Annotated in this window: 24 protein-coding genes; 18 read left to right on the top strand and 6 right to left on the bottom strand. The window is 58.6% G+C overall.

Annotated elements, in window-relative coordinates:
* Positions 1 to 183: 183 nt before the first annotated feature.
* Positions 184 to 414, top strand: coding sequence for a hypothetical protein (locus tag BOA8489_RS04215; protein WP_141138232.1), 231 nt, complete (start codon positions 184 to 186; stop codon positions 412 to 414).
* A 131-nt stretch (positions 415 to 545) separates the two neighbouring features.
* The gene (locus tag BOA8489_RS04210; protein ID WP_093972733.1) at positions 546 to 725 is read left to right on the top strand and encodes a hypothetical protein; all 180 of its coding nucleotides are present in this window, start codon (positions 546 to 548) and stop codon (positions 723 to 725) included.
* A gap of 22 nt (positions 726 to 747) precedes the next feature.
* Here BOA8489_RS04210 and BOA8489_RS04205 read toward each other — a convergent pair whose 3' ends face one another.
* Together BOA8489_RS04205 and glyA are read right to left on the bottom strand one after the other, a co-directional pair.
* The gene (locus BOA8489_RS04205; protein WP_093972732.1) at positions 748 to 1,497 is read right to left on the bottom strand and encodes an alpha/beta fold hydrolase; all 750 of its coding nucleotides are present in this window, start codon (positions 1,495 to 1,497) and stop codon (positions 748 to 750) included.
* A 9-nt stretch (positions 1,498 to 1,506) separates the two neighbouring features.
* Entirely contained in the window at positions 1,507 to 2,802 is a 1,296-nt protein-coding gene (glyA, locus tag BOA8489_RS04200; RefSeq protein ID WP_093972731.1) for a serine hydroxymethyltransferase, read from the bottom strand.
* Positions 2,803 to 2,950: 148 nt separating this feature from the next.
* On the opposite strand from glyA, the gene BOA8489_RS04195 reads away from it, so the two are divergent.
* The 4 genes from BOA8489_RS04195 (at position 2,951) to BOA8489_RS04180 (ending at position 6,275) form a co-directional block, all read left to right on the top strand.
* Positions 2,951 to 3,745, top strand: a complete 795-nt coding sequence (locus BOA8489_RS04195) for an NAD kinase (protein WP_370807151.1) — start codon at positions 2,951 to 2,953, stop codon at positions 3,743 to 3,745.
* Between the two features lie 159 nt (positions 3,746 to 3,904).
* Positions 3,905 to 4,606, top strand: a complete 702-nt coding sequence (locus tag BOA8489_RS04190; protein WP_093972729.1) for a DUF484 family protein — start codon at positions 3,905 to 3,907, stop codon at positions 4,604 to 4,606.
* Positions 4,603 to 5,526, top strand: a complete 924-nt coding sequence (locus tag BOA8489_RS04185; RefSeq protein WP_093972728.1) for a tyrosine recombinase XerC — start codon at positions 4,603 to 4,605, stop codon at positions 5,524 to 5,526. The genes BOA8489_RS04190 and BOA8489_RS04185 overlap by 4 nt, the downstream gene beginning before the upstream one ends.
* A gap of 53 nt (positions 5,527 to 5,579) precedes the next feature.
* Entirely contained in the window at positions 5,580 to 6,275 is a 696-nt protein-coding gene (locus BOA8489_RS04180) for a CDP-alcohol phosphatidyltransferase family protein (protein ID WP_093973038.1), read from the top strand.
* Positions 6,276 to 6,297: 22 nt separating this feature from the next.
* Here BOA8489_RS04180 and ppk2 read toward each other — a convergent pair whose 3' ends face one another.
* The 3 genes from ppk2 to fsa form a co-directional block, all read right to left on the bottom strand.
* Positions 6,298 to 7,182 carry a polyphosphate kinase 2 gene (ppk2, locus tag BOA8489_RS04175; protein ID WP_093972727.1) on the bottom strand — a complete coding sequence of 295 codons (885 nt, stop codon included), beginning with the start codon at positions 7,180 to 7,182 and terminating at the stop codon, positions 6,298 to 6,300.
* Positions 7,183 to 7,312: 130 nt separating this feature from the next.
* Positions 7,313 to 8,782, bottom strand: coding sequence for a DegQ family serine endoprotease (locus BOA8489_RS04170; RefSeq protein ID WP_093972726.1), 1,470 nt, complete (start codon positions 8,780 to 8,782; stop codon positions 7,313 to 7,315).
* A gap of 214 nt (positions 8,783 to 8,996) precedes the next feature.
* Positions 8,997 to 9,650 (bottom strand): fructose-6-phosphate aldolase, encoded by a 654-nt coding sequence (fsa, locus tag BOA8489_RS04165; RefSeq protein WP_093972725.1) that lies wholly within the window; start codon positions 9,648 to 9,650, stop codon positions 8,997 to 8,999.
* Positions 9,651 to 9,757: 107 nt separating this feature from the next.
* Here fsa and BOA8489_RS04160 point away from each other — a divergent pair, with 107 nt between their 5' ends.
* The 5 genes from BOA8489_RS04160 (at position 9,758) to BOA8489_RS04140 (ending at position 15,528) form a co-directional block, all read left to right on the top strand.
* Positions 9,758 to 11,947: a primosomal protein N' gene (locus BOA8489_RS04160; RefSeq protein ID WP_093972724.1), complete on the top strand. Its 2,190-nt coding sequence runs from the start codon at positions 9,758 to 9,760 to the stop codon at positions 11,945 to 11,947.
* Positions 11,948 to 12,154: 207 nt separating this feature from the next.
* Entirely contained in the window at positions 12,155 to 13,384 is a 1,230-nt protein-coding gene (locus BOA8489_RS04155) for an MFS transporter (RefSeq protein ID WP_093972723.1), read from the top strand.
* Positions 13,385 to 13,441: 57 nt separating this feature from the next.
* The gene (gene msrA, locus BOA8489_RS04150) at positions 13,442 to 14,098 is read left to right on the top strand and encodes a peptide-methionine (S)-S-oxide reductase MsrA (protein WP_093972722.1); all 657 of its coding nucleotides are present in this window, start codon (positions 13,442 to 13,444) and stop codon (positions 14,096 to 14,098) included.
* A 102-nt stretch (positions 14,099 to 14,200) separates the two neighbouring features.
* Positions 14,201 to 15,079, top strand: coding sequence for a 50S ribosomal protein L11 methyltransferase (locus BOA8489_RS04145; protein WP_093972721.1), 879 nt, complete (start codon positions 14,201 to 14,203; stop codon positions 15,077 to 15,079).
* Between the two features lie 101 nt (positions 15,080 to 15,180).
* Positions 15,181 to 15,528 carry a hypothetical protein gene (locus BOA8489_RS04140; RefSeq protein ID WP_093972720.1) on the top strand — a complete coding sequence of 116 codons (348 nt, stop codon included), beginning with the start codon at positions 15,181 to 15,183 and terminating at the stop codon, positions 15,526 to 15,528.
* Positions 15,529 to 15,624: 96 nt separating this feature from the next.
* Here the strand turns inward: BOA8489_RS04140 and BOA8489_RS04135 are convergent, their stop codons facing one another.
* Entirely contained in the window at positions 15,625 to 15,834 is a 210-nt protein-coding gene (locus BOA8489_RS04135) for a DUF1127 domain-containing protein (protein WP_093972719.1), read from the bottom strand.
* A gap of 449 nt (positions 15,835 to 16,283) precedes the next feature.
* On the opposite strand from BOA8489_RS04135, the gene ruvC reads away from it, so the two are divergent.
* The 7 genes from ruvC (at position 16,284) to tolQ (ending at position 22,000) form a co-directional block, all read left to right on the top strand.
* The gene (gene ruvC, locus BOA8489_RS04130; protein WP_093972718.1) at positions 16,284 to 16,778 is read left to right on the top strand and encodes a crossover junction endodeoxyribonuclease RuvC; all 495 of its coding nucleotides are present in this window, start codon (positions 16,284 to 16,286) and stop codon (positions 16,776 to 16,778) included.
* Complete coding sequence (gene ruvA / locus BOA8489_RS04125) at positions 16,775 to 17,422, top strand: Holliday junction branch migration protein RuvA (RefSeq protein ID WP_093972717.1); 648 nt, start codon at positions 16,775 to 16,777, stop codon at positions 17,420 to 17,422. Before ruvC ends, ruvA begins: the two co-directional genes overlap by 4 nt.
* A 124-nt stretch (positions 17,423 to 17,546) precedes the next feature.
* The gene (gene ruvB, locus BOA8489_RS04120) at positions 17,547 to 18,548 is read left to right on the top strand and encodes a Holliday junction branch migration DNA helicase RuvB (RefSeq protein ID WP_370807149.1); all 1,002 of its coding nucleotides are present in this window, start codon (positions 17,547 to 17,549) and stop codon (positions 18,546 to 18,548) included.
* Between the two features lie 77 nt (positions 18,549 to 18,625).
* The gene (locus tag BOA8489_RS04115; RefSeq protein ID WP_093972715.1) at positions 18,626 to 19,255 is read left to right on the top strand and encodes a hypothetical protein; all 630 of its coding nucleotides are present in this window, start codon (positions 18,626 to 18,628) and stop codon (positions 19,253 to 19,255) included.
* A 58-nt stretch (positions 19,256 to 19,313) separates the two neighbouring features.
* The gene (locus BOA8489_RS04110) at positions 19,314 to 20,792 is read left to right on the top strand and encodes a pyridoxal phosphate-dependent decarboxylase family protein (protein ID WP_093972714.1); all 1,479 of its coding nucleotides are present in this window, start codon (positions 19,314 to 19,316) and stop codon (positions 20,790 to 20,792) included.
* Positions 20,789 to 21,178 carry a tol-pal system-associated acyl-CoA thioesterase gene (gene ybgC, locus BOA8489_RS04105; RefSeq protein WP_093972713.1) on the top strand — a complete coding sequence of 130 codons (390 nt, stop codon included), beginning with the start codon at positions 20,789 to 20,791 and terminating at the stop codon, positions 21,176 to 21,178. Before BOA8489_RS04110 ends, ybgC begins: the two co-directional genes overlap by 4 nt.
* Before the next feature lie 123 nt (positions 21,179 to 21,301).
* The gene (tolQ, locus tag BOA8489_RS04100; protein WP_093972712.1) at positions 21,302 to 22,000 is read left to right on the top strand and encodes a protein TolQ; all 699 of its coding nucleotides are present in this window, start codon (positions 21,302 to 21,304) and stop codon (positions 21,998 to 22,000) included.
* The last annotated feature ends 1 nt before the right edge of the window (position 22,001 follow it).

Here is a 22,001-nt window from a genome sequence, read left to right as displayed (position 1 = left end):
ACCAATCTGGCAACTATATGTTGTGTCGTAAGATGCCGCCTCGGTTGATCTGTACGACAGACGCGACACGGTTCTGCAATGTTGAATGGTGCACGCCGAAGTGTTTCCGAAAAAAACAAAGTAAAATCTGACAAAGAAGTGTATCATGCTGCCGGTCTGTCCTTTTGGGGAAGGAAGAACAGAATGGGACGTATTTTCATTTTTGCTGTTGCACTTGCAGCCGCGGGATTTGCCTACAACCAATATACCGGAAAGAATCCGGTCCGTTCCTTGCAGTCCTTCGCAACCGGAAGCGGCGGGGGCGGATTTGCCGGGGGCTATGGTGTGGCGGTCGACAGCGGCCGCTCGATCGGTAGTTCCGCCAAGGGCTTGGCAAGTGGTGTATCCGGGGCCTTCGGCTCGGTCGGTAACTAAGCATCGCGGCGCACTGGTGGCGATTTTCTTGGATTTTCGCGCCGAAAGGCGCTGGAATTGCGAAAAGGCTCGAAGTTTGAAGAAAAGGCCGCTATTTTCGCGGCATTAAATTGGCGATGAGGAGGGCTATTGTGAACCTTCGATTAATATCCGCCGGTGTATTTTTATTGGCGGGTTATCTGGCATTCGGTGATTTCTTGACGGCAAGTACGCTTTCCACGCCCGAGGCGTTCGTCTCGGACATCGGGCGTGGAATCGGCGGCGCAATCTCAAGCCTTGCCGACCGTGTCGAGCTATTTATCGGATGGTAAATTCCATCAGGGCGACACGGTTTCAGGCCGCCAGAAACGCGGAAACCGCCGCTTCGAATTCGCGCGGTTTCTCCGCGTGAAGCCAGTGCCCGACTCCGGGAATTTTCGCAAAGCGCGCTGACGGAAAAAGCGCGTGGATACGCTCTCGATGCTCTTGGCGAACGTAATCGCTGTTTGCACCTGAAAGGAACAGTGTTGGACCATCGAACGCCCCGGAGACCTCGGGGAAACCAATGATATGATCCATTTCCGCAGCCAGAATATCCAGGTTCAGCCGCCAGCGCCGCTCTTTGACATCGAGTGACTGCAACAAAAACGCCCTGACACCCGGCTCGTCGATTGTCGCTTGCAACTGCCGGTCAGCGTCGCCGCGGGTTTCAATGGCCTCGAGGTCAAGCCCGCGCATCGCATCAATAAGCGGTGTCTGCGTATGAGTGTATGTGACCGGCGCGATATCGGCGACGACAAGTTTCCGTACTTTATCGGGATGGTTCAGGGCCAACAGCATTGCCGCCTTGCCGCCCATCGAATGACCCAGCACATCGGATTGGCCAGCAATTGCGCGCGCCAGGTCATCCGCCATGTCGGGGTATCGATGACCTTGGAACCAAGGGCTTTCACCGTGGTTTCGCATATCCACGGCAGTGACGATGCGATTTTCCGACAGTCGCTTCGCGATCACGCCCCAATTGCGCGCCGAGCCGAAAAGCCCGTGCGCAATCAAGAGCGGTGTAAGGTCAGTCGCACTGCCGAAGGTGGTCGCATTCAGCATCTATTGGGATCAAAGTCCGGGATAGATCGGAAAACGGTCGCAAAGGGCTTGGACTTCGCTCTTGACGCGTTGCTCGACTGCGCCATTGCCATCTTCGCCATGCGCTGCCAGTCCATCGACAACCTCGGTAATCCAACGACCAATCTCGCGGAACTCGCCTTCGGCAAAACCACGCGTCGTCGCCGCAGGAGACCCCAGGCGTACGCCCGAAGTGATCATCGGTTTTTCGGTATCGAACGGGATGCCGTTCTTGTTGCAAGTGATATGCGCACGACCGAGAGCCGCTTCCGTGGCCTTCCCCGTCACTCTCTTGGGACGCAGATCGACCAGTAACACATGCGTGTCGGTCCCTCCTGTTACGATATCTATGCCGCCTTTCATAAGCTCATCAGCCAGGGCCTGAGCGTTCTTGATAACCTGCTGTTGATAGACCTTGAACTCGGGCCGCAGAGCCTCACCGAAAGCCACGGCCTTGGCAGCGATCACGTGCATCAAGGGGCCGCCCTGAATGCCCGGGAAAATCGCTGAATTGAACTTCTTGGCCAGGGCTTCGTCGTTCGTCAGGATCATACCGCCGCGCGGTCCGCGCAATGTCTTGTGCGTCGTAGTTGTCGCGACATGTGCGTGTGGGAAAGGCGAAGGGTGTACTCCAGCGGCGACGAGTCCCGCAAAGTGGGCCATGTCCACGTGCAGATAAGCGCCGACACTATCCGCGATCTCACGCATTTTGGCGAAGTCGATCTGACGGGGAATGGCCGAGCCACCCGCGATAATAAGCTTTGGCTGATGCTCGGCGGCCAATGCGGCGACCTGCTCATAGTCAAGCCGAAGGTCTTCCTTGCGCACACCGTACTGGACGGCATTGAACCACTTGCCCGACTGGTTTGGCTTGGCACCGTGCGTCAGGTGTCCGCCGGCATCGAGGCTCATCCCCAAGATAGTGTCGCCGGGCTGCAGTAGCGCCGTGAACACGCCCTGATTGGCCTGACTGCCCGAGTTGGGTTGCACGTTTGCAAAGTCACATCCGAACAGCTCTTTCGCACGGTCAATGGCAAGCGTTTCGGCGATGTCAACGTATTGGCAGCCGCCGTAATAGCGCCGGCCCGGATAGCCCTCGGCGTACTTGTTGGTCATAACCGAGCCTTGCGCCTCCATGACCGCCGCTGAGACGATGTTTTCCGACGCGATCAGCTCGATCTCGTCCTGCTGGCGCCCAAGTTCAGAGCGAATGGCGCGATGCAGTTCGGGATCGCGGTCTGCGAGGCTTTCGGTGAAAAAGCCGGAATCGCGGTGGGTCACATTCATGAGGTCTTCCCCCTTCGGGTGGCTACATAAGTTCCCGTCGTCTTAACCTCAATCGCTGCGCCCGAAAAGCCGGGAAACCGGCAGTTTGATGCGTGAAGTCGTCACGCTGTTCCCCTTTGCGCACTTGTGTTTCCGATGCGCTCGGGCAATCGTCGCAGTCAACACGGGCATCCGGGACGCTAAAGTCATGAAAATATCCTTTCGCGCCAGCAATGTAGATGTCGCGCAAGACGCGCTGACGGCGCTGACAAATCGCTATGGCCAAGTGGATGCGGAAGCGTCGGATGTCATCGTGGTCCTTGGCGGCGACGGGTTCATGCTGGAGACACTCGGTGAGGCGCGCGCGCTTGACAAGCCGGTCTACGGGATGAATCGCGGTACGGTCGGCTTTTTGATGAACACCTATAGCGAGGACGCCCTGCAGGAACGCGTGGCGGAAGCCGAAGAGGTGCAGCTCAATCCGCTCAAGATGCGTGCGGAAGGCGTCGATGGAAAGATCACCGAAGCACTTGCCCTGAACGAGGTCTCCCTATTGCGCGGCGGCCCACAGGCAGCGCGGTTGCGGATCTCGGTCGATGGTCGCACACGGATGGAAGAACTGGTATGTGACGGTGCTTTGGTTGCGACGCCGGCCGGATCGACGGCTTACAACTATTCGGCCCATGGACCGATACTGCCAATAGGAGCTGACGTGCTGGCGCTGACGCCAGTTGCTGCGTTTAGACCTCGGCGTTGGCGGGGTGCGTTGTTGCCGATATCAGCCACGGTGCGCTTTGACGTTCTGAACCCCGAAAAGCGGCCAGTTCGAGCGGACGCTGACAGCAGGACGGTGCCGGATGTGCGATGGGTCGAAGTGCATTCGGAAACCAGCATCGTACACCGCCTGTTGTTCGATCCGGGCCACGGGCTTGAGGAGCGGCTGATCCGCGAGCAATTCTCCTGACCAACACGTTTGCCGATACAAGCGTGGCTTCCCTGCCGCGTTTCGCAGGCTTGCAGGCAGCAGACTCTTGAGCGATGCCGTCGTAGCTGTCAGTGTGCTGAGAAATCAAAAGCGGCACCGGGATAACCCGGGCCTGAGGCAACGAGTGAGGCATCAGCCATGAGCGAACCGGCACCATTGGCCGAAGATATGCGTGCGCGTATTCTGAGTGAACCCGACATGATCCTAAGCGATCCCGATGTGATGCGTGCGCTGATTACAGCGAATGAGCAGGCGATGGGTTCGAACATCGTGGACCTGCGCGGTGTCGCGATGGAGCGACTTGAAGACCGCCTTACGCGACTGGAAGACACGCATAACTCTGTTATTGCAGCGGCTTACGAGAATCTGGCTGGCACCAACCAGATTCACCGGGCCATTCTGGCTTTTCTTGAACCACACGAGTTCGAGGGGTTCATTCGCTGCCTTGGCGAGGACGTGATGACAATTCTGCGCGTCAAGAAAGTGCGGCTCTTGCTTGAGAGCCACGAAACGGCGCTGGATCCGAATCTGGTTGAGATCAGCGACGTACTTTCGATCGCTGAGCCGGGTTTTTGCGAGCACTACGCAGGGCACGGAAAGGCGGCGCGGCAGGTTACATTGCGGGGACTTTCACCGGGCGAAAGCACGATATACGGCAAAGATAGTGCGTGGGTGAAGTCGGAAGCCTGCATTCTTCTGGACTTCGGAGAACTGCGCCTGCCCGGGATGCTGGCTCTGGGCTCGGATGATCCGCACCAGTTTTCGGCCAACCATGGAACCGATCTTCTGAGCTTTATGGGAAGTGTGTTCGAACGTGCGATGCGGCGCTGGTTGGGGTGATTTCTCCGGGGCAGACAGACGTAGTTCAACGCTGGCTGGCCGAGCTTTCGGCAATTGGCGGACGGGCAACGAAGACAGTCGATGCCTATCGCACGGACGTTTTCGGGTTTCTTGAGTTCCTCCAAGCGCATTTCGGAGACGCCGCGGGTGCGAGCGTGCTGCGAACCCTTACGACTCGCGATATGCGCGCATGGATGGCGCATGAGCGCGGGCGTGGTGTGAGCGCGCGCTCGCTGGCGCGATCCTTGTCGGCCGTAAAGAATTTCATCGGATGGGTTGCCGAACGCGACGGCTTCGATCCGACACCCGTTTTGATGACGCGAAGCCCGAGGTTCCAAAGCAAACTGCCGCGCCCGCTGGAGGCCAGTGCGGCCAAGGCGATGATCGATACGGTTGAACTTCAATCGACAACCGACTGGATCGCGCGGCGGGACGCCGCCGTCGTCACCTTGCTTTACGGGTGTGGTCTGCGGATATCCGAGGCCCTCGGATTGACGGGCGGAGCGGTCCCACTTGGCGAAACCATTCGGATTCTAGGTAAAGGCGGTAAAGAGCGGATCGTCCCCGTGATCCCAATGGCGCAGCGCAGCGTGGACGCCTATATCAAGGCTTGTCCCTTTGATCTAACAAGCGATGCACCGCTATTTCGCGGCTTGCGCGGAGGCGCGCTCAATCCTCGCTTGATCCAGAAAGTCATGGAGCGCGCACGCGCGCAACTGGGCTTGCCGGCGACCGCGACACCGCACGCGATGCGCCACAGTTTTGCGACGCATCTTCTGAATGCCGGTGGCGACCTTCGATCCATTCAAGAACTTCTTGGGCACGCATCTCTGTCCACGACCCAAGCTTACACCGCAGTTGACGCCGCACGCCTTATGGACGTCTACAAGGCGGCACACCCACGAGCGCAACGGACCTGACCTGAAACCGGGAAGTGCTGGCGTTGGCACAAAAATTCCGGCATGAGACCCGAATGAAAATCAAGACCAAAGCCTATCTTGTTCACCTTCTGACCGCGACCGGAGCCGTGTTGGCGATGCTTGCAATGCTGGAAGCAGTGAGTGGCGATTGGGCAATGATGTTCTTTTGGCTGGTCGTTGCATTTGGCGTTGACGGCATCGACGGGCCTTTGGCGCGAGCGGCTGGCGTCAAGGAGAACGCACCAAGAATCGATGGTGAACTTCTGGATCTGATCATCGACTACCTGACCTATGTGTTCATTCCTGCTTTCGCATTGTTTACTTCGGGTTTGTTGCCGGGTTGGACGGGATGGCTAGCGATAATCATAATTACGTTCACCTCGGCGCTCTATTTCGCGGATACACGTATGAAGACGGCGGACTATTCGTTTTCCGGTTTTCCGGGATGCTGGAACATGGTGGTCCTGGTTCTTTTCGCGGTTCAACCGAATTTCTGGGTTAGTACCGGCATTGTCGTGCTGCTAGCTCTGGCGATGTTCGTGCCGGTCAAGTTCGTCCATCCCGTGCGCACCGAGCGTTGGCGCATGATTACGCTTCCAATGGCTTTGGGCTGGACGTTCTTTGCAGGTTGGGCGGCCTGGGTTGCATTCGATCCTGACAGCTTTGCTCATTGGGGATTGGTAATGACCTCCCTTTGGCTGACTTTTGCAGGCGCCGCCCAACAGGTCATTTACCGCGAAACGATATAAGGTCAGCCGTCAGAACCAGACTTCAACTCCGTCGAGTTGCAGGATGTGATGACGTCGCCAAGATATGATCAGCGCCGTGGACCACATGGCTGGCTTCACCCACGATGTTCGGATCGGGTGCCTTTGCAACTGACAAGTCCTTGTCGGGATAATCGAACTGCGCGAGAAAGTGCCGCATACAATTCAGCCGGGCACGTTTCTTGTCGTCCGACTTGATCACCGTCCAGGGGGCGTCGGCCGTGTCGGTATAAAAAAACATAGCTTCCTTGGCTTCAGTGTAATCCTCCCATTTGTCGAGACTTGCGCGATCTACTGGTGACAACTTCCAGCGCTTCAACGGGTCCGTTTCGCGCGCCTGGAAGCGTCGGTGCTGTTCGCCTTGGGTCACAGAGAACCAATATTTGATCAGCTTGATGCCGCTGCGCGTCAGCATGCGCTCAAGTTCGGGAGTCTCGCGCATAAATTCGAGGTATTCGCCGGGCTCGCAAAAACTCATGACGCGCTCGACGCCGGCGCGGTTGTACCAAGACCGATCATATAGAACGAATTCACCGTTGGTTGGCAGGTGTTTGATATAACGTTGATAATACCACTGGCCGCGCTCTTCATCCGTGGGTTTGTTCAGGGCAACGACGCGCGCTGCACGCGGATTGAGATGTTCGGTGAATCGTTTGATCGTTCCGCCCTTGCCAGCAGCGTCGCGCCCCTCAAACAGCATGACAACCTTCTGCCCGGTTTCCTGCACCCAGAGCTGAACCTTGAGGAGTTCCGCCTGAAGAGCGGCTTTCTCCGCCTCGTAGCTCGATTTGCTGAGCTTCTCGGAGTAGGGGTACGCGCCGGTTTCAAAAGCGAGAATAGAGTTGTCGTTTATGGCTGTGTCTTTTGCTGCCTCTGCCGAATCCGTCATGCGCCGTTCCCTTTTTGCTTTGGTCGGCACGAGTCTTTCACATTACGGTCAGCGGCGCTCTGATACAGGTCAAAAAAATGGGCGCCCGCGAACGGGCGCCCAAAAACAGCCAAGACCGAGGGGACGAATCCTAGCTGTCGTCCAGTGTCAAAGCGACGAAACGCGGGTCGCCATCACGGCGCACCAGAAGCACCAGAGATTTTCGACCGGCTTCGCGCGCGGCTTCGACGCGTTCCTTCAGATCTGCGATGCTTGCAACGCTTTCCTGGGCAGCTTCGGTAATGATATCGCCGACACGCAGGCCCTTTTCGAAGGCCTCGCTATCTTCGGCAACATTGGCAACGACAAGTCCTTCGACATCATCAGTAAGGCCGAGTTGTTCACGCAATTCATCCGTGATGTCGGAAACCGTAAGCCCGAGTAAGTCGGCGGTTGTCGGGTCTTCCTGCCGATCAATGGATGCAGGCACGGGGTTTTCTGCCTCCTCGCGACGACCGAGCGTAACGCGGAGCGTTTCGGTTTTGCCATCGCGGAACACAATCACCCGCACTTCTGAACCGACAGAAGTGTTGGCGACCTGGCGGACAAGCCCGCGTGTATCGTCGACGTCGACCCCATCGAAGCTGAGGATCACGTCTCCGGCTTCCATTCCGGCCTCAAGCGCCGGGCCTTCGGGAACATCCGTCACCAGCGCGCCACGGGCTTCTTCAAGCCCAAGACCGTCCGCAAGGTCCTCGGTGACGTCCTGGATGCGGACGCCCAGCCATCCGCGGCGGGTTTCCCCAAAATCGCGAAGCTGCTGAATGACGTTTTCCGCAACACGGCTGGACATCGCGAAACCAATGCCGATAGAGCCTCCGTTCGGGCTTAGGATCGCCGTGTTTACTCCTATGACCTGCCCATCCATGTTGAACAGCGGACCACCAGAGTTGCCACGGTTAATTGCTGCGTCTGTTTGAATGTAGTCGTCATAGGTGCCGGAAAGCGCGCGGCCACGGGCCGAAACGATGCCAGCGGAGACCGAAAAGCCCTGTCCGAGTGGGTTACCCATGGCCATGACCCAATCGCCAACGCGGGCGACTTCGCTGTCACCCCACGAGACGAAGGCCAGCGGTTCGTCACTTTCGACTTTCAAAAGGGCGAGGTCGGTATTCGGGTCTGTACCGATGATCTCGGCTTCAAGTTCGAAGCCTTCGAAGAATTCGATCAGGACTTCATCAGCGCCCTGAATTACGTGGTTGTTGGTGACGATATATCCGTCTTCAGAGATCACGAAGCCTGAGCCAAGCGCCTGGCTACGGCGGGGCCGCTGGCCATTCGGACCGTTGCGATCCATGAAATCCTCGAAGAATTCCTCGAATGGCGAGCCTTCCGGCAAGACCGGTCCGGGGTTGGTGCTGGTCGCGAAAGTGGTCGAGGTTGTAATGTTCACGACCGACGGGCTGACTTGTTCTGCAAGATCGGCGAATGTGGTCGGTCGTGTCTGCGCCGCTGAGGCGATAGTCTGTGCAATCAGCAGGGCAATCGCAAGCGTCGTCAGCCAGAATGCGCGGAGCACTGTTGTCGACGTCGTTGTTGTTCGTGCTGCAGTGATCTGCATGTGGAGGTCCTCCAAAGGTCTGCTCGTGGCGCCGGATGCCGGACGCCTTAAACGTCATATGATCAAGATAGGTTATGAAATGCGCAAGCCAACCTTCGCTCGCGATTCTTCACCTGCATGTGAAAGCAGCGTGGATCAGTTTACGTCGGAGGCAGGAGGCGTTGCGCCGGGGGACGCACAGGGGCGGTCCGGCGCAACAAGTCTTCTTATTGGATCAGAGGATCGACTGACCCGTAGCCGCCCAGTCCTTCAGGAAGGCATCGAGGCCTTTGTCCGTTAGAGGGTGGAGGGCCATCTTCTTGATCACATCCGGCGGTGCGGTTGCGACGTCGGCGCCGATCTTGGCGGCGTCGCTCATGTGATTTGCCGAGCGGATTGAAGCGGCGAGGATTTGGGTTTCAAATCCGTAGTTGTCGTAGATCTCGCGAATGTCAGCGATCAAGTCCATGCCGTCGAGGTTCAGGTCATCAAGGCGACCAATGAAGGGCGAGATGAACGTAGCACCGGCTTTTGCCGCCAGAAGTGCCTGATTTGCCGAGAAACAAAGCGTGACGTTGACCATGTGGCCTTCGCTGGTGAGCGTCTTGCACGCACGCAAGCCGGCCCATGTCAAAGGTACCTTGATCGCTATGTTGTCGCCGAGCTTTGCCACTTCGTGACCTTCAGCGATCATACCTTCGTAGTCGGTCGCCACCGTTTCGGCGCTGACGGGGCCGTCGGTCATCTTGGCGATCTGAGCGATCACTTCCTTGATATCGCGGCCACTTTTATGGATCAGGGATGGGTTGGTGGTGACGCCGTCGACCATCCCGAGCTCGATCAGCTCGGCGATTGCATCGGTATCGGCGGTATCGACGAAGAATTTCATCAGTTGGCCCCTCTGGTGCTTAGGTTCGGTTTCGTGGCACTGATAGCGGATCAGACGCGGGGGCTGAACCCCCAAACCCTCACTTCAGGCGATAAACCGAGGCACGCGTGATCGAGCATTTCCATGAAGGCGAGTTGATCTCAGTGCTGACAGCGCAGCCGATTGACCGGGCTTTGGATTACAAGGCGCCCGAGGGCGGGTGCATGAAAGGCGCTTTTGTTGAGGTGCCTTTAGGGCCACGGAAGGTGTTGGGCATTGTCTGGGGCCGCGGCGAGGGGGGGTATGACCTTGCCAAGGTGCGATCCGTCATTCGGGTTCTGGATGCCGTGCCGATGCGCGAAGAGATGCGCACGTTTCTGGAACGGGCCGGGGCTTACACGCTGACACCGATGTCGGCGATGGTGCGGCTTGCGACGCGCTCGCCGGGGCTTGGGGATCCGCCGTCGATGCGCACGATTTATCGTCGCGGGACAGGGGAACCGGACCGGTGGACGGACGCGCGCCGCAGGGTTGTTGAGACGCTGGAGAGCTACGGTAGTCTGGCGTTCACGCTGAAAGAGCTCGCCGAGATGGCAGGCGTTTCTTCCAGCGTTGTTAAAGGTTTGGTGAAGCAGGGCGTGGTAGCTGAGGAGGCCAGTCCGCGTGACGTGGCCTATCCGCGACTTGATCCGGGTGAGAGCCCTTATGAACTGACTGAGGAGCAGTCGGCGGCGGCGGAGACGCTTAAATCGGGTGTGGCGGGGCGCAAATACGGGACGACTTTGCTGAAGGGTGTGACGGGATCGGGGAAGACCGAGGTTTATCTGGAGGCCGTCGGGGCCTGTCTGGCGGCGGGGCGGCAGGCTCTGGTGTTGTTACCGGAGATTGCGCTGACTGCGGAGTTTTTGACGCGGGTTGATGCACGGTTTGGGGCGCGGCCGGCCGAGTGGCATTCCGGCGTGACGATGACCGAGCGGCGACGTGCCTGGCGGATGGTGGGCGAGGGCGGCGCGCAATTGGTTGTTGGCGCGCGGTCGGCGTTGTTTTTGCCGTTTCAGGATTTAGGTCTGATCGTCGTCGATGAGGAACATGACACGTCCTACAAACAGGAAGACGGCGTTTTGTATAATGCACGCGATATGGCGGTTTTGCGGGCGTCGATTAATGGGGCGCAGGTGGTTTTGGCGTCGGCGACTCCGTCGTTGGAAAGCTGGGCGAATGCTGAGGCCGGGAAGTATACCCGCGTAACGTTAACATCTCGTTTCGGGTCCGCTGCGATGCCCGATATGCGCGCGATTGATATGCGCGATGCGGCGCTGCCAAGTGATCGATGGATCTCGCAAACCCTTGTGGATGAGGTGAAAAAGCGCACCGAGGCGGGCGAACAATCGTTATTGTTCCTTAACCGCCGGGGCTATGCGCCGGTGACGATTTGCCGGGCCTGCGGGCATCAAATCGGGTGCGATCACTGCGATGCGCGGATGGTGGAGCACCGGTTTTTGAAGCGGCTTGTGTGCCATCAGTGTGGCGAATCAAAGCCTTTGCCGGAGGCCTGCCCATCCTGTGATGCGGAGGGGCGGATGGCACCGGTGGGGCCGGGTGTTGAGCGGTTGGCAGAGGAGGTTCAGGCGCTGTTTCCAGAGGCGCGAACGTCGGTTTTGTCGTCAGATGTTTTTGGGTCTGCGCGGGCTTTGAAAGCCGAGATTGAGCGGATTGCCGAAGGCGATGCGGACATCATCATCGGAACGCAGATCGTCGCAAAAGGTCATAACTTTCCGCACCTTACGTTGGTTGGGGTGATTGATGCGGACCTTGGGTTGCAGGGCTCGGATTTACGGGCGGCGGAGCGGACGTTTCAACTGATGCGGCAGGTGGCGGGGCGTGCCGGGCGGGCGGAAAAGCCGGGGGTGGCTTTGTTGCAGACCTATCAGCCGGCGCATCCGGTGATCGGAGCGATCCTGAGCGGGGACGAGGAAGAGTTCTGGAAGGCTGAAGCGCGCGAGCGGCAGGCGGCAGGGGTGCCGCCGTTCGGGCGGATGGCGGGGATCGTTCTGTCGTCGCCGGATGTGCAGGAAGTCTTTGATATTGGGCGAATTTTAGCGACGCGGCGCGAGCCTTTGGCGCGAATCGGGGCGCAGGTTTACGGGCCTGCGGCAGCTCCGATTGCACGGATACGTGGTCGGCACCGGGTGCGACTTTTGGTGAAGGCGGACAAGACGGCGCCACTGCAGGAGGCCTTGGTGGCATGGGTCAATCAGGTGAAATTGCCCAACAATTTAAGGCTGTCGATCGATATCGATCCGCAAACTTTTTACTGAATTCCGGACCCCGCGTACGGCGGCAGACGCATGAGATCCCGAATCGGGCTTTTTTAATTAACTTTCTGTGGAAACCGGCGATTTCGGCCACGTCGGTACAACGTCGGTATGACGTCGGTATCGCGTCGGTGCGACCGATCTGACCATAACATGGTTAACGCAACGCGCGCACTTGCCGGACCCACGGCTTAGGCGTAAGCCGAATCCATGCGTATTGTTCACCTGGCCGAGGCGCGAGAGTTTCCGCTTTGGCGGCGCCCCACGACATTGTTGGTCCTTATGGCCATTGCGATGCCACTGGCATTCGCGACGTGGTCCGCGCTGCTCAATAACTTCGTGATCGAACGTGCGGGCTTCTCCGGAGTCGAGATCGGCTGGCTGCATACTGTGCGCGAGGTACCGGGGTTTCTGGCGGTGGGCGTGATCGCGATCATCATTTTCGTCCGCGAGCAGGTGCTGGGGTTGGTGTCGCTGGCGCTTTTGGGCGCGGCAACGGCGATTACGGCGTGGTTTCCGAGCTTCGGCGGGCTGTTGTTCATCACGCTTTTGTCGTCGATCGGGTTTCACTACTACGAGACGGTGAACCAGTCGTTGCAGCTTCAGTGGCTGCCGAAAGACCGCGCGCCGCAGGTTTTGGGCTGGCTGGTGGCGTTCGGGTCGGGGGCGTCCTTGCTGAGCTACGGACTTTTGGTCGCCACTTGGGATGTGTTCAACCTGAGCTACAACACGGTTTACCTGCTGTCTGGCGGTGCGTGCCTTGCGATTGCGGTCTATTGCATGGTGGCCTTTCCACAGTTTGAGGCCCCGGACCCGCAGTTGAAGAAGATGGTGCTGCGCAAGCGCTATTGGCTCTATTATGCATTGCAGTTCATGTCGGGCGCGCGGCGGCAGATTTTCGTGGTGTTCGCAGCGTTCATGATGGTCGAGCGTTTTGGCTTTGAGGTGCATGAAGTCACGGCGCTGTTCATTTACAGCTTTCTTGCGAACATGCTGATTGCTCCGGTACTGGGTCAAGCCGTGGCCTATTTTGGCGAGCGGCGGGCGTTGGCGTTCGAGTATGTCGGGCTGGCGGCGGTGTTTATCGCTTATGCCTGCGTGTATTATCTTGAGTGGAGCCAGACGGTTGCGGCGACGCTGTATGTGGTGAACCACGTGTTCTTTTCGTTGGCCTTCGCGTTGAAGACGTATTTTCAGAAAGTTGCGGATCCGGGGGATATTGCACCGACGGCGGCGGTGGCCTTTACGATCAACCATATTGCGGCGGTGTTTTTGCCGGCGTTGCTGGGGTATTTCTGGATTGTCTCGCCGGGCGGGGTCTTTGTGTTGGCGGCCTGCATGGCGCTGACATCGCTGGTTCTGGCACTTTTGATCCCGCGCCACCCGGTGCCTGGTCACGAGACCGTGTTCAGCAAGGCTCAGCCGGCCCCTGCGGAGTAGAAGCGGAGCGGGGGCGACCCTATATTGGATGAGAACCGATTGAGGAAGGATAGCCCGATGTTTTTCATGAACCGAAAGAAGTCCGAGATGGTTGCTGCTGATGCGGCTTTGCCTGGTCGGGGTGAGGCCATTCCGACCGCGACGACGCATTTTGTGAACGGAAATTCACTGAGCGCGGACGTGCCGGAGGGCATGGAAATTGCGATGTTCGGCATGGGCTGCTTCTGGGGCGTTGAGCGGATGTTCTGGAAGCTGGATGGCGTGCATCTGACGGCCGTGGGATATGCGGGGGGGTATACGCCGAACGCGACGTATCAGGAGGTGTGTTCGGGGCAGACCGGGCACAACGAAGTTGTGCGGGTGGTTTATGACCCTGCGGTGATCTCGTTTGAGGACTTGCTGAAGGTGTTTTGGGAAGGACATGATCCGACCCAGGGCATGTGTCAGGGCAATGACGTGGGCACGCAGTATCGCTCGGGGATTTACTATTACAGCGACGCGCAGAAGTCGGCTGCGGAAGAAACCAAGCGAATGTTTGGTGAGCGACTTGGCGGCGCCGGTTTCGGGGATGTGACAACCGAGATTGTCCCGGCCCCAGAATTCTATTTCGCTGAAGATTATCACCAGCAGTATCTGGCCAAGAATCCGAACGGATATTGCGGGATTGGTGGCACGGGTGTGACCTGCCCGATTGGCACTGGTGTGAGCGCCTGACTGAGAGACCTTATTGGGGGAGCCCTGCGGCTCCGCTTTTTGGTATTTTTGAAAGGGTGAATACGTTGACGGGGCATCGCCTTTCAGCGTAGGCGCTGGGCCATGAGCACATGGACCGCATTGACCACATTAAAGAGCAAAGACCGGGCGGAAGCGCTCGGTCTTGCGTTGGAAACGATTGAACCCGAGCCGACAGGTGTTGGAGTCTTCGAAGTCGAGGATGGCAGCGACACTTGGGAAGTCGGCGGTTATTTTCTGGAAGAGCCGGACGTCGTCGGGCTGGCATTGTTGGCGGCTGCTTTTGGTGCGGGTGAGTTCGTTGTTTCGGAAGTTCCTGAGACCGACTGGGTTGCGCATGTCCGTCGTGAGTTGACGCCCGTCGAGGCGGGGCGGTTCTTCGTTTATGGCGCGCATGATGCGGACAAGGTGCCGGAGGACCGGGTTTCGCTGTTGATCGAGGCGGCGATGGCCTTCGGGACTGGGCATCACGGGACGACGCTGGGGTGTTTGCGCGCTTTGGACAGATTGATTGATGATGGCGTGCGAGCGATGGCGGTTGCGGATATCGGTTGTGGTACGGCTGTCTTGGCGATGGCGGCGGCGCGGATTTGGCCCGAGGAGGTTCTGGCTTCGGATATTGATCGGGTTGCGGTGGATGTGGCGGAAGCAAATGTGTGTGCCAATGGGCTGGAGGGACGAGTGCGCTGTGTCGAGGCGGCGGGTTTCGGGCATGCGGCCTTGTCTGGTGAAGGGCAGTTTGATCTGGTCTTTGCCAATATTCTGATGGGGCCGTTGTTGGATCTCGCGCCGGAGATGGGGCGGGCGGTGCGTGTTGGTGGACATGCGATCTTGAGCGGTATCCTGAACGAGCAAGCCGAAAAGGTCGCTGCGCGTTATCGCGAGTTTGGGTTCAATCTTGTTAAAGGTGAGCAGATTGTTGACTGGACGACGCTCACTTTAGCGCGAATAGACGCAATTTGAACGAAAGCCCTGTAAATCAGCGGTCTACGCCACATTGAGGCCACAATTTCGCGGAATCTTCTCGCATCCGGCATATTACGTCCGGTGTCTGGAGAAATTTGATGTCTGCTCATCAATTTGACGAATTTGAACGCCGCATGCGCCGGATCAACCGGCGGCACAGCAAGTTGAGCCACGGTTTTGTGACACAGATCACCGACGATGGTCTTGTTGTTGCCAAGCCACGGAAGCCACGGGGCTATGCTTTGGTGCGCGGCACATTTCTGCTCTTGCTCGTGATGCTAATCTTCAAGGGTTTCCTGCATTCGAACCTTGGCGCTGTTGCCTATCAGGCGCAGGTTGAAACCCTGCGGGGCGGCAACACGATCGAACAGATCGGCGCTCTTGCCATGACGGCTGATCCCGTCACGCTGTCGATTTCCAGCGCTATCTCATCCCTCGTGCGGTAACTGTGGGTCGTCATGGACGGCCTGGTTCCGGCACAACAACGAAAAACGGCCGCGTCCTGCCAGACGCGGCCGTTTTTTCATTCTCTGAACGCGGGTTCAGAAGGTCTTGCGAGCGATACGGTCGATGTCGCCGCGGTGAAGACCGATGTCTTCAAGTTCGTGTGCCGAAAGCTGCGAAAGGGCGTCATGTGTGCGACGCGCGTCGTTCCAGGCGGCAAACGCCGCAAATGCGCCAGTTAATGCAGCATAGGCCCGGTCAACGACTGTTGCGGGACGGCTGTTGAGGCGTGAGTCGTAAAGTGCCATCGCGGTAATCCTTGGTATTTGGGCTGCTGCCCGTTATTTGATTGGCCGCAGTTAGTAGGGCGAAACGAGTCGGGCAAGCGCACAAATTGCATGCCCGTGATGCACTTCTTGCATAGGTCGTTTTTGGGCGTAAACTGCTTCCGGTAAAGGGGAAAATCGGCCTCGGGAATGTCGATTTTGACGTCAGATGTGGCGGTTTCGGGCTGACTTTCGGGGTGTCGTCAATGCGCGGTCTGATTGCGACATTTCGAGCGGATATGCGGGAATTTATTTCGTTCGTCCAGGGTGTGGCTGAATTGTCTCATTGAGATGCCGGACTCGCGGTTGCGGGGGCGGGCGGCGCTTCGGGGATGTTTTGGTGCGTTTGATACATAGCCCCGCAATCTTCTTGGAAGATGTTCGCGTTTCGTGCTACTCGTTTTGAAAGACAAAAATGAGCAGGTGAGGCAATGCGTGTGATGGGGCTGGACCCGGGGCTGAGGGCCATGGGGTGGGGCGTGATTGATGTGTCCGGCTCGCGGCTCAGTCATGTGGCCAATGGCATTTGCAAAACCACAAATGGCGATCTTGGCGGGCGACTGGTGTCTTTGTTCGAACAACTGAGTGAAATCTGGACGGTTTATGCGCCGGATACGGCTGCTGTTGAGCAGACGTTCGTGAACAAGGATGGAGCGGGTACGCTGAAATTGGGACAGGCACGCGGCATTGCGATGCTGGTGCCTGCGCTGTCCGGGATTGTGGTTGGTGAGTATGCTCCGAACGCAGTGAAGAAGGCGGTTGTTGGTGTGGGCCATGCGGATAAGCGACAGGTCGAGCATATGGTGAAGATGCAGCTTCCGGGTGTCGTGATCGCGGGGCCGGATGCGGCGGATGCCTTGGCGATTGCGATTTGTCATGCGCATCTGGCTGCGACGGCGGCCCGAATGCAGAGGGCGGTCGGATGATTGGCAAGCTGGCGGGGCGGATTGATTATCGTGGCTCGGATCACGTTTTGATTGATGTGCGGGGCGTTGGGTATGTCGTGCATGTGAGCGAGCGGACGCTGGCGGCTTTGCCGGGAGTCGGTGAGGCGGTGGCGCTTTATACGGATTTGCTGGTACGCGAGGATTTGATGCAGCTCTTTGGGTTCACGACGTTGGTCGAGAAGGAATGGCATCGGTTGCTTATGGGCGTTCAGGGGATCGGGGCTAAAGCTTCGATGGCGATTTTGGGCACGTTGGGGCCGGACGGGGTGTCTCGGGCGATTGCCTTGGGCGACTGGGGGGCTGTGAAAGCGGCGCCGGGTGTAGGGCCGAAGATCGCGCAGCGTGTCGTGTTGGAGTTGAAGGGCAAAGCACCTGCAATGATGGCGATGTCGGGGGCGGCGCCTGTGTTGGATGCTGGCGAGGTGGTCGAGCCTGCAGTTGCGGCTCCGGTTCAGTCGCCGAATGCTTCGGCTCAGGCGGAGGCGTTGTCGGCTTTGGCTAATCTTGGCTATGGGCCTGGCGAGGCGGCGAGTGCGGTGGCGGAAGCCGCCGGCGCGAATGAGGGGGCGGAGACATCGGTATTGATCCGCGCCGCTTTGAAGCGATTGGCGCCGAAGGGATGAGGGGTTTGGCCGATGTTTGCGCTGCCTGCGGCATCGCGGTGGATGAGGGGCGCTGCCCCTCGAGCTCCCCGGGATATTTTTGCCAAAAAGATGGGAATTTCTTGTGAGTGAGCCTGATCCATTGATGCGCCCCGAGGCGCGGGCCGAGGATGCGGATCGGGCGTTGCGCCCTCAGGTGCTGGGCGAGTTCATCGGTCAGGAGGAAGCGCGCGCGAACCTTGGGGTGTTTATCGAAAGCGCGCGGCTGCGCGGCGAGGCGATGGATCATACGCTGTTCCATGGGCCTCCGGGGTTAGGCAAGACGACTTTGGCGCAGATCGTGGCGCGCGAATTGGGGGTGAATTTTCGCATGACCTCGGGGCCGGTTTTGGCCAAGGCGGGAGATTTGGCGGCGATCCTGACGAACCTGGAAGCGCGGGATGTTTTGTTCATTGACGAAATTCATCGGTTGAACCCGGTTGTTGAGGAGGTGCTTTATCCGGCGCTGGAAGATTTCGAACTGGATTTGGTGATTGGCGAGGGGCCGGCGGCGCGCACGGTGCGGATTGAGTTGCAGCCCTTTACGTTGGTGGGGGCGACGACTCGACTGGGGCTTTTGACTACGCCTTTGCGGGACCGGTTCGGGATTCCGACGCGGTTGAATTTTTACACCGAGGACGAGTTGTTTCAGATCGTTGAGCGGGGCGCGCGGTTGCTCGGGCTTCCGGCGGAGGATGGTGGCGTTCGTGAGATTGCGCGACGGGCGCGGGGGACGCCGCGGATTGCGGGGCGGCTGTTGCGGCGGGTTGTGGACTTTGCGCTTGTCGAGGGTGATGGGCGGTTGACGCAAGCCCTGGCTGACAGTGCATTGACGCGGCTTGGGGTTGATGGGTTGGGACTTGACGGGGCCGACCGGCGGTATCTGACCTTGATTGCCGAGAATTATGCCGGGGGGCCGGTTGGGGTCGAGACCTTGTCGGCGGCCTTGTCGGAAAGCCGGGATGCGATTGAGGAGGTGATTGAGCCTTATCTTTTGCAGCAGGGATTGATTCAGCGCACACCGCGCGGACGGATGTTGGCGGCGAAGGCCTGGTCGCATTTGGGAATGGCGGCACCGAAGGCATCGGGACAGGCGGATTTGTTCTGATTTCTTGCCTCCGGCGGTGGTATTTTTTTGAAAGGGTGAGGCTGGAAGTGGCGATCATCGCGCGATAGATCGACCGTATGGATATGATTGACGTTGAGCCGATGTTTACCCGCTCGGATGGGGATTACCTTTTTGCGCGTTGGGGGCGACCGATTGTTCCGGTGGTGTTTGGCGTGGATGACGCGACGCTGTCCGTTGTGAAGGGCGCGATTGAGGCGGTTGTCGTGTTGGCCGGGCATCAGATGGCCGAGACGGATCCCGAGCTTGGGGTCAATTTGATGATGTTCGTTTTCCGCGAATGGGATGAGTTGGTGGAGACGCCGGATCTGGACCGGTTGGTCCCGGATCTGGGGCCTTTGGTCGTGCGACTTAAGGCGGCGGAGGCCAATCAATACCGGCATTTCAGGTTTGACGAGACTGGCGCGATCAAGGCGGCGTTTGTATTTGTGCGGATGGACGCTGAGATGGAACAGGTGCCGGCCGAGGATATCGCATTGGCGCAGGCGGCACAGACGATCTTGCTTTGGTCAGACGTGGCGTTTCGCGACAAGGGGCCTTTGGCGCGGATTGGTGAGAATGTGGTTTTGAGGCCCGATATCGCGGCGGTTATTCGGGCCGGATATGATAAAGTGATGCCATCCGCTGCGATTGATCCAAGCCATGCTTTGCGATTGGCGGCGCGGGTGGCGCGGGATTTGCCCGTTTGACCTGACACAAGCGTCTGCGTAGCGTCACTGCAATGAATTTTTTCCGCGGGGCGCTTTGATGGATAATTCGAAAACAGATTTTGATCCCTCAAACTGGGAAGACTTTCGCACACTTGGGCACCGGGCGGTGGATGATGCGGTGGCGCGCTTGTCTTCGATCCGCGAGGGTGCGGTCTGGAAAGCGCCAACGGATGCCACGAGCGCAGCTTTCTCGGGGCCGATGCCGGATGACGGGCTGCCGTTGGATCAGGTTTATTCTGATGCGGTCAGCGCGCTTTTTCCGGCCTCGATGGGCAATCAGAACCTGCGGTTTTGGGGTTGGTATATGGGGGCCGGGACGGCTGGCGGTGCTTTAGCGGATTTCTTCGCTGCGGTTGATGGCTCGAACCTTGGGGGCGGCAACACGGGCGCGGCGAAAGTCGAGTGGCAGGTCATTGATTGGCTGACCGATATGGTTGGGTTTCCGAAAGGGTCTGGCGGGATTTTGACGTCGAGCGGGTCGCAGGCGAACCTCAATTGTCTGGTGACGGCGCGTAACAAGATGGCGTCGGTGGATGTGCGCAAGGTGGGGATCGGCGGGTTGCCGAAGCCGATGCGGTTTTATGCGTCGCAAGAGACGCATTACTGCGTGGCGAAAGCTTTGGAGGTGATGGGGCATGGCACGGACGCGTTGCGGTTGGTGCCGGTGAATGAGCGGTTGGCGATGGATCCGGGCGCTTTGCCAGCCATGATCGCGGAGGATCGCGCGGCTGGGTTTGAGCCGGTGTGTGTAATCGGGACGGCGGGGGCGACGAGTACAGGCGCGATTGATGATCTTGTCGCGCTGTCGAAGGTCGCGCGCGATGAAGGGCTTTGGTTTCATGTGGACGGGTGCGTCGGGGCGGTTGTGAAGCTGTCACGTCAGCACAGCGGTTTGGTGGGCGGGCTGGAGGCGGCGGATTCGGTGGCGCTTGATCTGCACAAGTGGTTGCAGGTGCCGTTTGGCGTGGGCGCTGCTGTCGTGCGACGCAAGACGGATCAGTCCGACACCTTTGCCGCGCATGGTGACTTCCTTGAGATGAAGCCGCGAGGGTTGATCGTGGGGGATTTCTTTGGGGGTTATGGGATTGATCTGTCGCGGGGTTTGTCGGCGCTTAAGGTCTGGATGACATTCAAAGAGCAGGGCCGCGACAAAATCGGGCGGATGATTGACCACACAATTGAACTGGCAAGGGGTGCGGCGGCACGGGCCGAGGCAGAACCGCAAATGGAGCGCATGGCACCCTGTCCAATCAATGTGGCGTGTTTTCGGTTTTGGGGTGAGTCTTTGAGTGATGCAGCCCTTGATGCGATCAACAATGAAATCATGCTGCAATTGCAGGAAGATGGCTCGGCTGTGATGTCGGACACGCAAATTGGTGGCAAGGTCGCTATACGGATGGCGATCAGCAATCATCGCACGGTGAAGTCGGATGTGGATGCGGTGCTGGACCTGTTTATTGCGCGTGGCCAAAAGCTGTTGGCCGAAGGGTTTGCGGATGGGGTGGCGGCAGAGTGAGTCATCGCATGACCTTGCGTGTCTATTATGAGGACACGGATTTGGCGGGGATCGTCTATTACGCCAATTATCTGAAGTTCATCGAGCGGGGGCGGACCGAATATGTGCGCGAGATCGGGCTGGATCAGACCAAGTTGAAGGCCGATCAGGGCATTGTGTTTGCGGTGCGTCGGGTGGAGGCGGATTATCTCGCGCCTGCGAAGTTCGATGATGTGCTGGATGTGGTGACCACGCTGGAGCGTGCATCGGGCGCACGTCTGGTGATGCGGCAAGTGGTCGAGCGGGGTGGCGCAGTGCTGTTCGAAGCCCTTGTAACGTTGGTGGCTTTGTCTGAAACGGGCGCTCCGGCGCGGCTTCCGGCGGAAATACGCCAAGCTTTGTCCTGATCGAACCTTGGCCGCAGCGTCATTCACGCCTTCTTGTTGGCAATTGGTTTGTGTTTACAGTATTCTGTCTCGAAACGAGGGACCCAAGATAAAACAATAAGGGTCGGCAGAGAGAGCAGAGTTATGGAACAAGAAGCGATCGCGCTTGCGAGCCACGCGGATTTTTCGATGTGGGCGTTGTTTGCGCGCGCATCCCTGACGGTCAAATTGGTGATGGTGGCTCTGATATTGGCGTCGGTCTGGGCCTGGGCGATCATTTATTCGCGCACGAGGGATTATCGCGCGGCGCGAGCCGAACAGGCCGCGTTCGAGGAGGCGTTCTGGTCAGGCGAGCCATTGGATCAGTTGTTTGATCAGATCGGGCCCTCGCCAGGTGGGCGGGCCGAGCGGATATTCGTCGCCGGCATGACTGAATGGCGTCGCTCGCATCGCGAGACGGGTGCGATGATCGGGGGTGCTCAGGTGCGGATCGATCGTTCGATGGACGTGGCGATCCAGAAGGAAACCGAAAGCCTTCAGGTTGGCTTGCCGGTGTTGGCGACAGTTGGGTCGACGGCTCCTTTCGTGGGGCTGTTCGGCACGGTCTGGGGCATCATGGTGGCCTTTATCGAGATCGGTCAAACGCAATCGACGTCGCTGGCAGTGGTTGCGCCCGGCATTGCCGAGGCGCTTTTGGCTACGGGGCTTGGATTGGCTGCGGCTATTCCGGCGGTGATTTTCTACAACAAGCTATCGACGGATGCGGACAAGATCATCGGCGGGTACGAGTCCTTTGCTGATGAGTTCGCCACGATCCTGAGCCGTCAGATGGACGCGTCTTAAG

The sequence above is a fragment of the Boseongicola aestuarii genome (assembly GCF_900184815.1).
Lineage (GTDB): Bacteria > Pseudomonadota > Alphaproteobacteria > Rhodobacterales > Rhodobacteraceae > Boseongicola > Boseongicola aestuarii.
The sequence above is the reverse complement of the archived record's forward strand: the minus strand, read 5'-3'. Positions and strand labels throughout refer to the sequence as shown.

Coding starts and splice junctions, on each gene's coding strand:
- BOA8489_RS04215 (WP_141138232.1), top strand. CDS start 184: ATGGGACGTATTTTCATTTTTGCTGTTGCACTTGCAGCCGCGGGATTT.
- BOA8489_RS04205 (WP_093972732.1), bottom strand. CDS start 1,497: ATGCTGAATGCGACCACCTTCGGCAGTGCGACTGACCTTACACCGCTC.
- glyA (WP_093972731.1), bottom strand. CDS start 2,802: ATGAATGTGACCCACCGCGATTCCGGCTTTTTCACCGAAAGCCTCGCA.
- BOA8489_RS04190 (WP_093972729.1), top strand. CDS start 3,905: ATGAGCGAACCGGCACCATTGGCCGAAGATATGCGTGCGCGTATTCTG.
- BOA8489_RS04180 (WP_093973038.1), top strand. CDS start 5,580: ATGAAAATCAAGACCAAAGCCTATCTTGTTCACCTTCTGACCGCGACC.
- ppk2 (WP_093972727.1), bottom strand. CDS start 7,182: ATGACGGATTCGGCAGAGGCAGCAAAAGACACAGCCATAAACGACAAC.
- BOA8489_RS04170 (WP_093972726.1), bottom strand. CDS start 8,782: ATGCAGATCACTGCAGCACGAACAACAACGACGTCGACAACAGTGCTC.
- fsa (WP_093972725.1), bottom strand. CDS start 9,650: ATGAAATTCTTCGTCGATACCGCCGATACCGATGCAATCGCCGAGCTG.
- BOA8489_RS04155 (WP_093972723.1), top strand. CDS start 12,155: ATGCGTATTGTTCACCTGGCCGAGGCGCGAGAGTTTCCGCTTTGGCGG.
- msrA (WP_093972722.1), top strand. CDS start 13,442: ATGTTTTTCATGAACCGAAAGAAGTCCGAGATGGTTGCTGCTGATGCG.
- BOA8489_RS04145 (WP_093972721.1), top strand. CDS start 14,201: ATGAGCACATGGACCGCATTGACCACATTAAAGAGCAAAGACCGGGCG.
- BOA8489_RS04140 (WP_093972720.1), top strand. CDS start 15,181: ATGTCTGCTCATCAATTTGACGAATTTGAACGCCGCATGCGCCGGATC.
- BOA8489_RS04135 (WP_093972719.1), bottom strand. CDS start 15,834: ATGGCACTTTACGACTCACGCCTCAACAGCCGTCCCGCAACAGTCGTT.
- ruvC (WP_093972718.1), top strand. CDS start 16,284: ATGCGTGTGATGGGGCTGGACCCGGGGCTGAGGGCCATGGGGTGGGGC.
- ruvA (WP_093972717.1), top strand. CDS start 16,775: ATGATTGGCAAGCTGGCGGGGCGGATTGATTATCGTGGCTCGGATCAC.
- ruvB (WP_370807149.1), top strand. CDS start 17,547: ATGCGCCCCGAGGCGCGGGCCGAGGATGCGGATCGGGCGTTGCGCCCT.
- BOA8489_RS04115 (WP_093972715.1), top strand. CDS start 18,626: ATGGATATGATTGACGTTGAGCCGATGTTTACCCGCTCGGATGGGGAT.
- BOA8489_RS04110 (WP_093972714.1), top strand. CDS start 19,314: ATGGATAATTCGAAAACAGATTTTGATCCCTCAAACTGGGAAGACTTT.
- tolQ (WP_093972712.1), top strand. CDS start 21,302: ATGGAACAAGAAGCGATCGCGCTTGCGAGCCACGCGGATTTTTCGATG.